The 16,471-nt window shown below is 45.7% G+C and carries 7 protein-coding genes; all 7 read right to left on the bottom strand.

Annotated features, from left to right (window positions below; translation table 11 throughout):
* Positions 1-128: 128 nt before the first annotated feature.
* The 7 genes from ACG2F4_RS14190 to ACG2F4_RS14160 all read right to left on the bottom strand — a co-directional run bounded on the left by ACG2F4_RS14190 (position 129) and on the right by ACG2F4_RS14160 (position 16,224).
* Positions 129-1,628: a RagB/SusD family nutrient uptake outer membrane protein gene (locus ACG2F4_RS14190; protein ID WP_395261543.1), complete on the bottom strand. Its 1,500-nt coding sequence runs from the start codon at positions 1,626-1,628 to the stop codon at positions 129-131.
* 18 nt (positions 1,629-1,646) lie between these two features.
* Positions 1,647-5,024, bottom strand: coding sequence for a SusC/RagA family TonB-linked outer membrane protein (locus ACG2F4_RS14185; protein WP_395261542.1), 3,378 nt, complete (start codon positions 5,022-5,024; stop codon positions 1,647-1,649).
* Between the two features lie 71 nt (positions 5,025-5,095).
* Positions 5,096-6,136, bottom strand: coding sequence for a FecR family protein (locus ACG2F4_RS14180; protein ID WP_395261541.1), 1,041 nt, complete (start codon positions 6,134-6,136; stop codon positions 5,096-5,098).
* A 166-nt stretch (positions 6,137-6,302) separates the two neighbouring features.
* Positions 6,303-9,320, bottom strand: a complete 3,018-nt coding sequence (locus tag ACG2F4_RS14175) for a glycosyl hydrolase (RefSeq protein ID WP_395261540.1) — start codon at positions 9,318-9,320, stop codon at positions 6,303-6,305.
* 67 nt (positions 9,321-9,387) lie between these two features.
* Complete coding sequence (locus tag ACG2F4_RS14170; RefSeq protein ID WP_395261539.1) at positions 9,388-10,818, bottom strand: arabinose isomerase; 1,431 nt, start codon at positions 10,816-10,818, stop codon at positions 9,388-9,390.
* Positions 10,819-10,850: 32 nt separating this feature from the next.
* Positions 10,851-11,894 (bottom strand): L-rhamnose/proton symporter RhaT, encoded by a 1,044-nt coding sequence (gene rhaT / locus ACG2F4_RS14165; RefSeq protein WP_395261538.1) that lies wholly within the window; start codon positions 11,892-11,894, stop codon positions 10,851-10,853.
* A gap of 133 nt (positions 11,895-12,027) precedes the next feature.
* Positions 12,028-16,224, bottom strand: a complete 4,197-nt coding sequence (locus ACG2F4_RS14160; protein WP_395261537.1) for a glycosyl hydrolase — start codon at positions 16,222-16,224, stop codon at positions 12,028-12,030.
* Between the last annotated feature and the right edge of the window lie 247 nt (positions 16,225-16,471).

Here is a 16,471-nt window from a genome sequence, read left to right as displayed (position 1 = left end):
TCCACCTCCCAACAAAATAGCAGGCTCTGCAAAGGTCTCACAGAATAAAGTTCAACAATTCAGCATCTAACGGTGATCCCCTGCCCGCCTCTTTTGTTTATGCTAGATGCTAAATGTGTTGATTAAAATCAATACCCCGGATTTTGGGTTAAATCCCCGTTAATCAGTATTTCATCCGCAGGAATCGGGAATAACGCTTCATAGGGTTCAAACACATAGTCTCCCTCGGTAAACGGGATGCCTCCCCGGCTGGTGGTGGGATTATCACGCTCCTCCTGCCCGTGGGCATTTAAAAAGTCCGCCAACTCCTGGGGCGTACGGGTTCGTTTGAGGTCAAACCACCGATGATTCTCAAACGCCAGCTCCATGCGCCGTTCGTGAAGTACCGTATCCCTGAAGGTTTCCTGGTCCAGGCCGTTTAGCGGATCCAGTCCTGCCCGTTCCCGCACCTGGTTCAGGTATCCATGCGCTTCGGTAGTGGGGCCTTCTTCTTCATTTATCGCTTCGGCGAGCATCAGCAGAACATCGGCATACCGCAGCACGGGCCAGTTGTCGTCTGTACGGCCCCGGATCGAATGAGGGTGATGATACTTCGTGATATACGGAACCGGCACCCAGTCGCCCTCATTATTTGTGTATCCCTCATTCAGGGATACCTCTTTGCGAAGGTCACCATCTTCATAAGAGTTGATAATGTCTAACGTGGGAGTATTCCATCCCCCTCCATTTTCACCCGGAAAATCGATCACGGCTCCCTCGGATTCCCGGGGGGCAAACGTGTAGATAAAACTGCTGTGTTCCCCCAGGTCATTTCCGCCCTGGAACTGAACTGCAAAGATTGACTCCTCATGATTCTTGTTTGCCGGATCAAAAACGTCTTCGTAAGAGGCTAACAGTGAGTATCCCATGGGAAGAACCTGCTCAAGTGTACTAATTGCCTGTCCATACTGTTTTCTGGTAAGGTAGACTTTTCCCAATAAACTCAGGGCCGCTCCCTTGGTCACCCGTCCGGCCGCGGCTTCTCCATAGTCCGGCGCACCAGAAACGGCGGCATTGAGATCACTTTCGATTAGATCATAGACCTCTTCAACAGGCTGCCGGGCATATGACCATGCTTCTTCCGGCGTGTCGAGTGGTTCGGTCATAATAATCACATCACCGAAATACTGAACCAAATTGAAGTAGTAGTAGGCCCTCAGAAATTTCAGCTCTCCCTCAAACTGCTGAATCGCTGTCTCATCGAAGGTCGCCCCTTCCAGCTTGGAAAGCGCGGTATTGATATTCACCAGCGCCTGGTAGTAGCTGTTGTACAAGTTTGTAATATTGGGCGTCGACTGGTTTATCTGCCAGTATTCAATCGCCTCCAGTGCCGGACCCTGTCCGCGGTTTGCAACATTAAAATGGAGGGTCGTGTTATCCGTAATGAACTCATTGTACTGCCATTGATCATGTATGATATCCTGCAGCTGGGAGTAAACCCCATTGACAGCCTGCGCCATCTGCTCCTCGGTTTGATAGAACTCATCCTCCACAAGACTGGTCGGATCTGTTTTGACAAGGTAATCATCACTGCATGAAACCAGCGTCAGCAACAACAACGAGTTTAATGTTATGATAAAATATTTCATGGCTATCCAAATATTAGTTTAAAAATTGACTGCAGCACCGAGAGAAAATGTCCGGGGAACCGGGTATGTCTGATCGTCAACACCAGGCCTTATTCCCCCGTATTGGTCCACTTCGGGATTGTTGCCCGGATAACTTGAGATCAGCAACAGGTTGTCAGCACTGACATATACCCGGACATTGCTTATGCCGGGAATTTGCGAGAAGGTGTAGCCCAGCGTCACATTTTTAAACCAGGCATGACTGGCGTCGTACACATATTTTGAGTTTGACTCTCGCTGCCACTTCCAGGTGTTTGAAGTGGGAATACGCCCGTTCCCGGGGTTATCCGGCGATCTCCATCGGTCCTTGCCCGCCGCGAGGATGTTAAAGACTCCATCCATGTTGAGCGTGGTTTTTTCGATCTGCCTCATCACATCGTAATCCTGGGCTCCGGTGACCAACACGCTCAAATCAAAGTTTTTGTAATCCGCCCCGAGGGTCAGGCCCCAAACAAATTTGGGATGCGGGTTCCCGATCTCCACCATATCCTCTGTGTCGTAGGAAACGACGCCGTCTCCGTTGGTATCGGCATATTTAAAGGTACCCGGAATTGCACCGTCTTGTGTGGCGTGGTTATCGATCTCCTCTTCGGTATTGAAGATTCCGAGCCACTTGTAGCCGTGCAGCATGCCAATCGGGCGGCCGGGTCTTGAAACATTGTAGGCTCCATAAAATCCGCCATTCCTGATTTCGTCATTATTCCCGCCGATGGCAAGTACTTCATTGCGGTTGAACGAGATATTGAAATCGGCGTTATAACTGAAGTCCTGGCCCGATTTCCGATATCCGAGAGAAAATTCCAGGCCCTTGTTTTCAACTTCACCGATATTCGTAAATGTGGTTTGGAACCCGGAGACTACGGGAATTTCGGTCGGCAGCAGCATGTCGTTGGTGACTTTCCTGTACGCCTCGGCCGTGAACGTTACCCGGTTGTTCAGGAGAGCCAGATCCATGCCCAGATTGACCTGGTTGGATTGCTCCCATCCCAAATTGGCATTCGCAAATGAACTTAATACCTGCCCGTTCACGAACTCTCCATCCAGTATGTAATTCGCCTGGTTCATGGTAGACAAGCTCCTGTAATTCCCGATGCTGTTGTTACCGGTAACGCCCCAGCTACCCCGGAGTTTTAAGTCCGACAGCCAGCTGTAGTCAGGGACGAATGACTCTTCGGAGACTCTCCAACCCAGCGACACGGCCGGAAAGTCGCCCCACCTGTTATTGGAACCAAACCGGGAACTCCCCTCCCGGCGGAATGTAGCCGATACCAGGTACTTGTTATCAAAATTGTAGTTCAGCCGGGCGAAATAGGCCAGCAGACTCCAGTCAGCTTCAGAAGAACCTGCTTCCACTCTTGTGGCGGCATCAAGATACCGCACGATGTCATTCGGGAACTCGTCGCCTGAAGTCGAAATATTTTTCACAACTTCCTCCTGTGCAGAAAAACCACCCATCAGTGTGATGTCATGATCACCGAGGCTGGTCATATAGGTGAGAAGTTGATCAGTGGCATAATTATAGACCTCGGAATCCCATTCATTCAGGTATGCTTCCCTGGGAGGCGGATTGTTAAACCCTCTTCCCGCCAAGTAAGAAGGACGAAACTCCTTTTGGCTGTTGTTCTCAATACTGGCGTTGACCGACGATTTAAACGAAAGGTTCTCCAGGATAGAAAATTCCAGGTATCCATTGGTCGTCAAATTCCCGGTATCACGGTCTCTGTCCATCTCCGTCAACTCCATCACCGGGTTGGGCGTGCCAAAGACCCCGTCTCTACCCCCGATATAAGCGTTGTAAGTTCCATCTTCATTGTAGACCGGCTCCCGGGGATCTGCCCACAGTGCCGACCCAATAATAGCATCGCGACCCGTTGTGGGTGCATATTGTTCCCGGGAAAAAGATCCCGCCAGGTTCCAGCCCATCGTGATTTTCTCATGGAGGTCGCCCCTCAGGTTTGCCCGTACATTAAACCGCTCAAATCCGGTTTCGATCACAGCTCCCTTTTGATTGAGATAACCGACAGACACAAATGACCGAACCGGTCCTCTGCCCGCGCCGACGGAGATGTTATATCGCTGAAAGGGAGCATTCTGATTAAGAATCTGGTCGACCCAGTCGGTCGAATGTTGTGTTTGCTCCGGGTTCCGATAGCTTTCCGGCACCTCATCAATACTCGGCTCCCTGTTCTCGAAATAACGAATCTTATCCATGAAGGCCTCTTTTTTGAATCGTGCGAATTCCTCCCCGTTCATCATCTCTGTCCTTCTGGAATCGGGAATATTCTGAATACCGGAGGTGGCATTAAACGAGATATCAACTGCTCCCTCCTCAGCCGACTTGGTTGTGATAAGAATAACCCCGTTAGATCCCCTGGCCCCGTAAATAGCCGTTGAAGAAGCATCCTTCAGGACGGAAATACTTTCAATATTTGACGGGTTTATATTCTGGCCAACCGATGTTCCCACTGGAAACCCGTCAATAACATAGAGCGGTTCGCTGCCGGCGCCGAGAGAACTTATCCCCCGAATGTTGACCTGCAGCTCCTCCCCGGGAGTTCCAGAAGTTTGTTTGGCAACCAGCCCCGGTGCCTGCCCCTGCATAAGGTTTGTGAGATTTGTTACGGGTCGGTCCTGGGCACTCTCCAGGTCCACTTCCGCCACTGCCGACGTTATATCGGCCCGTCTTTGTGATCCGTATCCCACGACAACGACATCTTCACCGACCAATGCCTGGGGCGAGAGGGCTACATCAATCGTGGTTCGGCCATTGACAGGAACCTCCCTGGTTTGATATCCAATAAACGAGAACAGGAGTGTATCCTGCTCCCCTGTAGCCTGCAGGCTGTAATTTCCTTCTGAATCTGTTGCCGTCCCCGTTGCTGTACCTTTGAAAACCACATTTACCCCGGGCAGGGTCTCACCGGTATTCGCATCGGTGACGGTGCCCTGAATTTGCTCGATTTTCTCCCTTTTCACAGTCTGCGCATATTTTGAAAAATCCAGCGAAATAGCGAATGTGCGGTTGTTCAGCCGGGTATATTTCAGACTGTAGGGGTCAAGCAACCTGTTAAGTTCATAGGTCAGGTTATCGGTCTGCCCAACATCGGAAGGGGCGTATACGCCGTCCAGCAGTCCCGTTTTATACATAAACGAGATATCAAATTTCTTTTCCAGCTGCTCCAGGGCAGAAGTAAACTTGACTCCCGTATCAATACCGGTATGAAAATCAGTTCCTTCAGCTACTTTTAGCTGTGCCAGTGTGTTAGCCTGCCCCTTATTTTGAGCCTGAACGACCGTCATCTCGGCCAGCATAAACAGTACTATCAATGTCCATTTGTGTATCCGCCTACTCATCATACGTTTTCCCCTTTTTTATTATTCCTGGTTTCAGATATTAATTGCTTTTCAAGCATAGTTTATCCCGTTTGTTATTTATCCCGTTTTCTTTCTATTGAGTACAATCCTTGTTTTTCTTTTATCACATCTACGTGGAGTATTGCTGAAATTCCTTCCATAAGTGTTTTCAGGTCCGGATTTCGAAGCGTTCCTGTAACCTTTTGATTCAACAGTTTTTCATCCGTTACCTGGATCGTTATACCATAAATATGTTCTACATCCCGCACGAGTTCAATAAATGGAATATCATCAAATACAAATTTACCATCCAGCCAAGCGGTATAAAGCAGGGTGTCTACCTCCTGTATTTGTACGTTCGGCTGGTTAACTGAAAACTGGGCGCGTTGCCCCGGTTTCAGTTTAAACCGACCAGCTACCCCCTTCGCCGAATCTTTAAGTAAAATCTCGATACTGCCTTCTTCCAACACAACCCCAGTGCGGTCGTACCGGGTATTTACATTAAACCGGGTGCCCAGTATCTGAATATCCCCATCAGGAGTATGTACTGTGAAATTTCTTTTCTTTCCATCCGGATCCCGAACAATAGAAAAATAGGCTTCTCCTTTAAGCCAGACCTCTACATTCGATCGGTTGAACTGTTCCGGACTATAACGCAGTGTCGAATTTGCATTAAGTTTAATTGTTGATCCGTCACTGATCTTCAGTGCCCCCTTTTCCCCGTACCCCACTTCAATCGTTGAAAATAGCGGAGTCGATTCGACCTCTTTTGGCTGTTGCTGGGTGTAATACGCTATGACAGTGACCGTAGTAAGTAGGAGAGCAACAGCCGCGGCAACCGCCCAACGGTAACCCGAACGGACCTGTCGCTCCTTGTCTTCCATTTTAAAAATGTGAGGATAATCATTCAGACGTGACTGAAACTGCGTTAATTCCCTTTGAAGATCATTTGCCCTGCTTTCTTCAAAAGGCAAGTCATACAGTTTTTGAGCTTTCTTCCTAATCTCTTGATGCTCTGGCTCTTCTGCCTCCCATTGCTCCCATCTTTCCTCTTCCATGGGCGGAGCCTCCCCTTTTAGCCAGCGAATAAAAGAAGGATCATCAAATAGATCCATCAATTTTTGTTCATATTCAGGCACGTAATTTCCCCTTTAGTTGATCATTCACTTATATAAAGCAAGGCATTTCGGGGATCTACTCAAATAATTTGAACTTTTTTTAAAAAGGTGAAATGGCGCATACTAAAACCCGCATTCATGAAATGATTTTCAAAATCATTATTTACAAAGCCTGATTTTCGATCGTTACCGGACCGAGTAATCCAGAGGATTGGAGAGGCGATTTTTTTTCAAAGTAGGGATAGGTAACAAAGGTATATCTCCCGGATGGCCGTTGGCCTCCGGCTATCAGCCATTCGGGCCATTGGCCATTATCGATTCCATCATCCTTAAATTGCTGGTCCCCGATAAGCCGGTTGGCCCATAAATTGGCGACGTCAATTTCAATCTTATTTATCCCTTCCCTTACCTCATCTGTGATTTCAATTTCCCAGGGCTCGGACCAAACAACTCCAACTTCGTTTCCATTAATACTAATTCGCGCGATGTTTTTCACATCCCCCAGGTTCAATCTGATCTGCTTATTTTCGCCTTTTTCAAAATCGGACGGTAGGCTAAATTCCTTTTTATAGCTAGCTATACCTGAATAATATTTGATTTGATCATTGGCGCTTGTGCTCCAGTCTATCAAGCTATCGAACATTGCAGTAGCAGGACCACCCCAGCTTGTGTCAAAGGAAACACTCCAGGGACCACCTATCTCTCTCTGTTTGATAAGTTCTGGAAAATTTTGATTTCTGATACCATTTGATGCTCCGCTCCCAAACACGATGAAATAACTCTGGTGAGGCTCAAATTTTAAAGGAATAGTCGTCGATTTAGCATTCGACTCGTATTCAGGAAGAACGTATGTATTTCCATTTTGTGGATTCCAGAGTTCAGGTACTTTGTCATGAACTCTAAACGTGGCTTCTGTTTTTATTGGGTCATCCGTTTTGTTGGAGACAAAATACAGGTCAATATCACCAACCTTTTTGTGGCCATACCTGATTTCAGCCGATGTGGAAAAGTCAGCGATCATCCCTTCATTACCTAAAATCGAGGCAACTTCTGGGTATCCGGGATATAAGCTCTCGCCATCCCGTTCTAACAACTCTCCGCCAAACACCAATCGACCTTTTCCAACTTCTACCATATTTTTTTTCGAGGTATCTGCATCAGAACCCCATAGATCTTTAGCTTTTTGTTTGATTTTGTGATCAACATCAGGATATCCGCTTAAACTCGGAGATCTTGTGGGGGGTGAACCAATAACGGTCGCGCCATCTCTCAGCAATTGTTCAATTTTAGTCAACAGCTGTATGGACATTGTTTCCCTCAGCGGTAACACCAACACCTGGTAGGAAGCCCCTCCAGGAAAGACAATGCTACCATCTTTTACACTAGCATCTTCTATTAATGTTGCCGGGTAACAGGCATCAAAGTCAAACCCCTTGCGGTCGGGAAGCCTATCGGTACCGGTAACAGCGGAAGGAGGAGGCAGGAATACGTGGGGTACGCCCTCCGGAGTCAGATACAAAATATCGGCTATATTCGTGCCTTGCTGCATCATGTATGAGTTCCTGGCGATATAGGTATGGTAATCAGCAACCATCGGCCACCAGGTTTGCCCTCTATCCCAATGCACGCCATAAGGTCCCATTGTCATCCCAGGTTTCAGTGTGTCCCCCAGCGATTTGTGTACAAACGTATGATAAAAAAGCCTGTTTACTCCCAACGAAAAGGCCCAGTCGCCCTGGTTTTTAATAGAAGCCGGATGATGCAGCATCTTCTCTTCCTGATCAGAGGTAAAAGCTTCTGCCTGGACCACTTTTTTGCCCTGGACATGCGCAATGGAGGTCGCTTCGTTTACACTGAATGAGGAATTAAATCGATTCGTCCAAAACTCTGCCATTGGCACATCTGCAAAAGACCCTAAAGCGAGATCCGAGGTGGGATTCATATCGTAAGGCTCAATGGACAACCCCAATCCTCGTTTTTGAGCATATTTTTTTATGAATTTAACATGTTCATCGAATATTAAATCCTGGGAGGTCATTCTTAGATCCCATAAGAAGCGTTCACTTTCCTCAAGGCTCCCAACAATTTCCCCATTGTACACCGGGAGATATGGCAGGGGATCATATCCTCGCCGTTTTTCGAATTCCTCACGGAAATCCTGCGTCCAATTCTGGGCTCCCATCTCCCAACTATCCATGTGCAGCATTTTTAGCCCACCCTTACCCTGTGTGTTCAGGGGTTCAATCTTTTCAAAAATTTTACCAAGGAAATTATCCAGGTGGTTTTTCAGTGCCGTTGAATCGAACTTATCCGCTTCAAACCCTACCCCGGGCAAGGGTGCCGGCCTTGTTACATTGCCATTATTTCGACTTACAAATCTTAATATCATCCACTTACCCTTGGGAACACTCCATTCCAGAATCCCCTCTTTATTTAAATGATCTGAAATATCGATAATACTTGCTTTGTCGAGGCCCTTAAACTGTTTTGAAGAAGGTGCGGGCAAATGCGGCCTGGTTGTTGTGTCTGAGGTATACGGTGATCGGTATACCAACGATTTTTCATCCAATAAATGGACCTTTTTATTATAAGTTGGTGTCGGATAGGCCAGAACCCTAACATCCTGATAGTATGTATTCCACCTTGATTTTAAATCTTCCGTGAACCAACTCTCTCCAAAAAATGGTTTGTGTGGAGGTGGTACCTCCAATTTTGCCTTGAATTCAACAGGCCCATCAACTTTCGTTTCGCTAGCAACCAGATGTTGCATTGAAGATTCTCCCTCAACCCAGGGTCCTCCGCTGCCGGTCCAGCCAGGTCCTACTCCCAATGTGATGGCAATATCCAGTCTTCTTGCAACACTTTCGGCATGCTCAAACAAGTCTAGCCATTTCTCACTCATGAAGTTAACCTCTCCCCTTGGTATTCCAACATTAACTTCGAGAAATATAAGATGACTAATACCAGCCGCCTTCATGGATTCCAGATCTTTTGTCATCTCCTTTTTTGACATATTACCGTCCATAAAGTACCAATATACTCCAGGATGTGAAGAGGCAGTAGGAGTCTTAAAATTCGATCTCAACTCTTGGTAAACAGAGTTGTTGGGGCCGTTGCTACAGGCTCCCAACAAAATGATTAACCCGATATATAAATACTTTTTTCTTAGATCGTATTTCATGATAGTTCATCTTAAGCTAACACGGATGTTCAGTAATACTGGATAAGTCGAACAATGAAATTTCCCATTAACAAATTTTTGTGACATCAATATCAAGGAGATTGCCCAATTTCATAATCTTTGAAGCGATATGACCTATCCCTGCGGCGCAATGATGAGCAGGACCTTCACTATTCCATTGTTCAACAAAATCTCGAGCTCCTGTAGAAAATTGATAGCGGCTGTTGGTATTCCCTATTTCCATTATAGGTCCCGGAACAGACTCTCCCTCAGCTACCAGTAATTTTATCGTACCTCCATCCTCTACTACCGATAACAATGTCACGGGTCCATGCTTCACAGACATTTCAACCGAAAGCCCCTGGCCCACCTTCCCATGATACACATCCAATGGTTTTACTTTCGTCTTCCCTTCAGCAATTTTGATATGTCCCGGACCATCATGCCCCATGAGTACCACATCAGAATCGTAATCCATAGCATAATATTCGGTAAAAGAACCGCCTGCCCCGAAACTATCCATGATTTTCATAGCCTGGGCGTTTTTAACCTCATACTCTCCGGCTACCGGTATCCCTCTGGCTGTTAGAAGTGAAGTTCCCAGGATGATAGTTGCTATTGTAGCTTCGTTTTCTGGTACACCGGTGCCTTTGTAATAGTACGCCAATGAACCCAGCTCATATTTATCTACTATTTTGTCAAGGGCTACAGAGGTGCGGGCCGATTCCTGGAGAGCATTTAGCGAGCAGTCATCCTGAACATCAAATTCTTTTTGAAACAACTGTACTCGTTTCTTAATCTCCTGATCAGATACATCGAGTCTAATTTTCGTTAATTCGTCCACCTCAATCAACTCAATATGTCCACCAAACGTAGCATATTGTAGCGTCATATCAGAATAAATATCCAGCATTCCACTGTAATAATGTCCCATACAACCCAATCGATTGTGGAACATCGTGTGTGCTACGTTTGCAGCTTCAACCCACTCACGAACTTCCTCCCAACAGGAGTCATTTTCATCCAATATTCCGGTAACCTGATGAAAGTCAATGTCGGCACGCCGGAAAACGTTAGCTATTTCAGGCACAGGGCAGGCTCCGCAATGAGCCAGCCATTCTCCTGTCATCCGGGTACGGTCATCGATACTGTTAAACCATTCGTAATCGATTGATGATTCCGGCGACAGGTTTAAAATTATTACAGGTACATCAGCCCGCTGTACCACCGGGAGTACGGTAGAGGAAAGGGCGTATGTGGTGACGTGCAGGAATATCAAATCTACATCCTGCTGTCGAAAAAAATGGCCCGCTTTGAACGCCTTCTCCGGAGCATCTACCAACCCGGCATTTACCACTTCTGCACCGTATGTATTCAGGCGATGCTCTACTGTTTGGAGATACCCCTTTAGTCGTTCTTTCAACCCGTCAAACTGCGGCCAATATGTGTCAAGACCAATTCCAAACAGACCTATTTTAAAAGGATAAGTATCTTGCATAAAATTTATCTATCTAGTTGAATATTATATAACTATTCTGCACCAGCCAGGTAGTTTCCATATCCGATAATACAGGCCGATAAAACAAGTATAAACAGCCCCATGTAGATAATTCGCATCGTCCTCTTACCAGACCCTTTCCATTCCTGGGTCAGCAGTCCCCACATATTGCTGAAGAAAATCACGAAAGCAAAGTGGATGCTCCAACTGGCAAAATCGTATTGCCCCATCTGTGAACTTCCCATCCCATAAAACATGAATTGGAAGTACCATGTTATCCCGGCTAGTGCAGAAAAAATATAGTTGACTAAAATTGGAGTGCTTCCGTCGAAATAGTCCGAGATAGTACCATTTTTAACATTCAGATACACACACCAAAGTAAGTTGGAGGTGAATCCACCGGCAAAAATTACAATGAACACTGGAGAATTTTGGAAAAGAGTAGGTGTATCATACTGTATGGCTAGTTCAGCTATTGGCTTTCCAGCCTGAATCCCAAACGCCATGCACGCGCTCATAATACCGGCCAATACTGCCACCCAAATCCCTTTGGCAAGGTCGAACTCTTTAACACCAGCTCTTTTTTCATCTTCTGAGACTTCTTGATCTTTCCTAAAGCCGGCCCAACCCGTAAGCGCAATACCTCCCAGCGTTACTATAATCCCGGCGATGGTAACCTGTCCGGAGGATTGGACCAGCATTTCCACAAAATTTCCAAAGTAAATTGGTGGAATAATAGTGCCGAACATGGCCGTTAATCCCAGGGCCATGGCATAACCTAACGAAAGTCCCAAGTAGCGCATAGTTAGGCCAAAGGTCAACCCTCCTATGCCCCACAAAACTCCATAAAAATAGGACCAAATCATACTGCTCTGGGGAGCTCCTGCCAATAGGTCAACCAATTCCGGAACTGTAAGCCAAGCCACCAGCCATGGCATGATAATCCAGGAAATAAAACCGTTGACAAGCCAATAGCTCTCCCAAGCCCAAGACTTAATTTTTTTTAAAGGAAGGTAAAAACTACCAGCCGCAAACCCACCGACAGCGTGAAGTAACACACCTAAAATCGGATTCATGTACAATATTTATTTTATTTTTTATGATGTTAGTTTGCAGATTACAATATGGGTTATTTAAAAATTATTGAGCCGTTCATTAAGTAAAAGAAATGACTTTTCTTTCACACTCTTCCATAAACACCGATATTTCTCACTTCGAATGTAAGGTCAAAGTAACGGGTCCAATTAACCCTGAAGTTGTTGGCCCCGGATGGAGTGTCATTTTAGGTATGGTTAAATGTGGACTTAACGTATTGGCCACCCTAATTTCAATATTGTTACTACCGGGTTTAACCAGATCAGAAATATTGAATTTAAAGGGTTCCGCAACACGTACGCCGGCAGATGTACCATTAACAAACACTTCAGTTGCCACTGCTACTTTACCAAGATCCAGAATAGCATTTTTCCGTGCTTCTTCAGGTGTGAATTGAACATCTTGTTGGTAAACTCCAATACCCGAATAGGTTGGAAGACCAAACTCGGTCCAGGATCCGGTTCTAATTCGACCTCCCTCGAGGTTTAAGGCTATGGGATTTTCAAATGCTGCACCTGCATACCTGCCAGGCTCCATCTCCAGACGAATAGCAACAATAGACATATCCAAAGGTGGCTCCTCAATAGAGACAATGCCATTATTAATTGGGACTTTCTCGCCATTAACCCATACTGTAGCCTTTGCCCCGGTATCAAGTTGAAGTTGACTTATACCCGGAGGGGCCTCAAACCGATACCAGCCCACTCGTTTATCTGATCGGGGTTTTATATCGTAGCGGACTTCTGGGACCTCGTCAAAAGCGGTGATATAAGGGGAACTTAAACTAATGGACAAAGGGCGATACGGAGTTGTTGAAGAACCAATATTTTCTAAAAGTCCAGTTCCCCAGGGATCATCACCGACTTCGCCTTTTACCGTTGCATTATGCCATTCTGAGTCATCAAAATCTATTGTTTCCCAACCATCAGACTGTTCGAAGCTCCCCTTCCATGAATGGTCTGTTTCCAGTGTAAAAGTGTTTCCGTTTTCAAACACAGCTTTAAGTGCCAAGGCCACAGCGCTGTATTGATCGGAATATTCAGGCTTATAATGCTGTCCTGAATAATATTGTCCCCAAGCCGCAATCACATTTTCACCTTCACGCAGATAGGGTTTAATGTCAATTCGTTCAGGATACTTCCAATCAACCCATGGCCCAATTTCCTCCCCCACTTTTTGGCCGTTTACATATAGCATAAAACCAGTTAATCCTGTAACAACGGTACTTGCTGAAGTAGGTGTCTCATTGAGTTCAAACGATTTTCGAAGGTAGGTGCCATCGGAGCTGCCTGACCATATCCAGGAAGCATTACGTAAATCAGGCTGGATTTTCCCGCGTGCTTGTCCCTGTTCTTCCACTACAGGAGGTTCTCTCTGGACATATAACCTGCCCCCGGTGCCATCAGGTAGGTGCAAAAGTACACTGTTGTAGCCCTTTTTCAACGGCAAATTACCCACTGCTCCTTGAAATGACTGCTCAGCTCCATTTACCCAGAGTCGTGCTGAAGAATTTCTCAACTCTACCTTTAGGCCCACCCGTTGTTTTTTGGGCGTATAAAGTCTTGTATAAAGCAGCTTTGGGCCCTCATCAAGGGCTATGAAATTTCTATCAATATGTCCATCAGGATAGCCCGAATGTCCACCCCATCCTGCAAACGCAGGTTTACCTAATTTTTGTGAAAAAGATATCGCCTCCCACTGAAACTGTTCTCCTTCTCTGTGTTCACTTCCTCCAAGGCTAATATCATCTGTATTGTTCGTTATATGCTCAATAAAATTCTCATTTTCCGGCATACCCTGCAACGTAAGCCAATATGGACCTTTGCTGTATAATACCTCTTCCCATCCCCTGTCATCAAAGCTGGAGCTGTGCCAGCCTTTGGTTATTCCCGATGCACCGGCTTCTTCTTTGTATTTAAACTGCCGAATTTCCGGGCCAATCTTTTCATCAGATGGAGGCCACCGAAAAGCACCCCAGGTGTTATCACGAGTAGGCTTAACTGAAAAGTTCCAATATTTTGAGAGCTCCTTTTCGTTTGAAACCCAGGGACCGATGCTTTGGAACCGTTTCGTTTCTGCATTTTGCCCTGATTGCTGATCTGAAGGTTTGAAAATTAAGAGTTTACCAACATTCCCTTCCAGCTCCATATTTACACGTGTATATCCATTATTTCTTTTAAACCCGGATACCTTATGGATCTGTCCAGTGAATGGATCCCATATTTCGGGAACCCCATCAACTCTGAAACGAGCCTCCATGTTCAGCAATTTATTCCCCGTATTCTGCAAGAGGTATGCATCTACCTCTCCAATGCTCCGATGCTGATAATACACCTGTCCATTTGCGGCTATAAAGTCCCTGTCGATATGGGAAGACAATAACGAAGGCAGGAGCTCGGGCGTATCAGGTACAAAGGCTGTATACCCCCCACTCTGATAATTACGACCAATAATATTGTTCCCGCTTTTTTCAACGGATGAGACTCCCAGCATCTCCGCTAAACTGGCCGAAAGTTCGCTATCTATTCTTCCATTTTCCGCCGAGGCTGTGGGGAGATTACCATAAAACAACACTGTGCCTCCACTTTCCACCAGCTGCTTTACCTTTTCCAGAACCGAAAGCCTAAAAGTTGATTCTGGACCGAAGACCAGTGCCTGGTAATCATTTCCCGCTACATGCATTCGTCCGTTTTTCACCTCCGCCTCCAGTATTGACTGGTCATCGATGATATCATTGTCGATACCGTCGTTATAGATATGGCGTGAGAGCTCCATATAGAGGTTATAATTCAAATCATCTTGAGTTCTTTCATCCTCATCAAATGCAAGCTCTGCCAACACACTCGTCACTGGATAGTGGACCGCTACATCCGTCACATGGGTGCCCCGGGTAATTACGTAGCTCGTCCGTGCTACCCAATCTGAAATCTCCTGGTAATACTCCCAGTACGGCTGACGCCAATGGGGATCTGGGGCCGCATGCTCCCACGTATTTGCATTTATGGAGTAATACAAACCGTGTTCATTATACAAATTAGCTCCCCATGTAAACAGGGTAGACAACCATGTCAGTGTCTGGTTTGTAGTTCGCCCCCACCCAGACGTATGAAACGCCTCGGCCCACACTCGTTCCCTATCATACAGTCGAGAAATAGAGGCTCCAATTTTAGTATCATAATAATTTCTATTCTCAAGAGAATAGGGGAGATAATCATCCATTCCAGGAGCAGAAAACCATCGTTGCGTTCTGAAATAATCCATATATCCAAAACTTTGGTCATAAATATCTTTCCTGCCCCAATTATCATAACTGGTTAAGAGATTTCTACTATGAGTCCAGTCATATACTTTTTTCCAGTATGTGTTTTCAACTTCGGAAATGTATGCATCAAAAAAATCGGTCCTATACTTAGGGGTTTTAGCCCCTACATCAAAATGTAAAGAAGGAATCGCCCGGCCCATGTTATACCCGAATTTATTCTTAAAATCGCGGGCAAGTTTTTCGGTATATATGTTCCGCGGAGTTGGAGGATGTTCATCTTGGAAAACTCCTCGCAAACTATTTCCCATCGCATCTTTACCAACCACTTCCTCCATTTTTTCATATAATTGATCCAAGAAGGTATCCGTTGAAGCCTCATTCAGATAAAACGAACGGTAGGGGACAGCTACTGAAACTGCAACTTTCCAAATTCCCTGTTCCGGCTTCCAAGAAAGAATATTATTACCTATGTGCCCCGATATATCTCTGCTTTTCTCATCAACTGCTATAGAGTCTTTCATGGGATAAGCCCTTGCATCCAACACTTTCCCCTCAGGTAGTTCTATTCTCAAGGCTTTCCCTTCGTCAACCATTTCAGAATAGAATTCAATCCGACTCGTTTTTGGATCTTCTACTTCAGCAGAGGCTTTTTCCAGCCAGCCATAATGGCCATAGCCGATCTGATCATATATCCAGAGATGCATCCCCAGACGCTGCGCTTCCTCATTGGTATATCGGATCATATTCCACCACTCATCAGTAAAAGAGGCTGGATATGTCCTACCGGGTGATCGTTGAATTGGATTAACAGATTTTACCCCTTTCTCTGCAAGCGTTTCCAGCTGCCAGGTTACTCTCTTTTCAGTCAGACTATCAGCCTCCCACCACCAGAGCGGGACTTCCCCATATTCAGCATAATCAGGAGATACAAAATTGGTTCGCAAAATTTCATAGCTGGGCACCTTTGGGGATTGGGCTAATGAGACTCCTACTGGCAGGATCAATACCACTATCATATTTATAACAATGCTTCGGACATCGGCAATCATCGTAATAACCCCTGATTTATTTTACACTTTTAAAATGGCATTACCCTCATCTCTATTGACAGGACGTTTTGGGAATTTTGGCAGTATGAGCTTTGTATTTATAGCAAAATTATCCTCTTCTCATACATATAAGAACCATTTCACTCCTGTAAAGGTGAACAAAACCTCCAGAGCAAATTAATCTGCATAATTCTACAGTTCCCATATTGGTTTAGAGGCTTCAATTATATAAAGGAAGGCATCACAG

Origin of the sequence: Halalkalibaculum sp. DA3122 (assembly GCF_043951865.1) — a bacterium.
Taxonomy (GTDB): domain Bacteria; phylum Bacteroidota; class Rhodothermia; order Balneolales; family Balneolaceae; genus JAMQKA01.
Note: the sequence above shows the minus strand (reverse complement) of the source record. Positions and strands in the feature narration are given on the sequence as shown.

Coding starts and splice junctions, on each gene's coding strand:
- ACG2F4_RS14190 (WP_395261543.1), bottom strand. CDS start 1,628: ATGAAATATTTTATCATAACATTAAACTCGTTGTTGTTGCTGACGCTG.
- ACG2F4_RS14185 (WP_395261542.1), bottom strand. CDS start 5,024: ATGATGAGTAGGCGGATACACAAATGGACATTGATAGTACTGTTTATG.
- ACG2F4_RS14180 (WP_395261541.1), bottom strand. CDS start 6,136: ATGGATCTATTTGATGATCCTTCTTTTATTCGCTGGCTAAAAGGGGAG.
- ACG2F4_RS14175 (WP_395261540.1), bottom strand. CDS start 9,320: ATGAAATACGATCTAAGAAAAAAGTATTTATATATCGGGTTAATCATT.
- ACG2F4_RS14170 (WP_395261539.1), bottom strand. CDS start 10,818: ATGCAAGATACTTATCCTTTTAAAATAGGTCTGTTTGGAATTGGTCTT.
- rhaT (WP_395261538.1), bottom strand. CDS start 11,894: ATGAATCCGATTTTAGGTGTGTTACTTCACGCTGTCGGTGGGTTTGCG.
- ACG2F4_RS14160 (WP_395261537.1), bottom strand. CDS start 16,224: ATGATTGCCGATGTCCGAAGCATTGTTATAAATATGATAGTGGTATTG.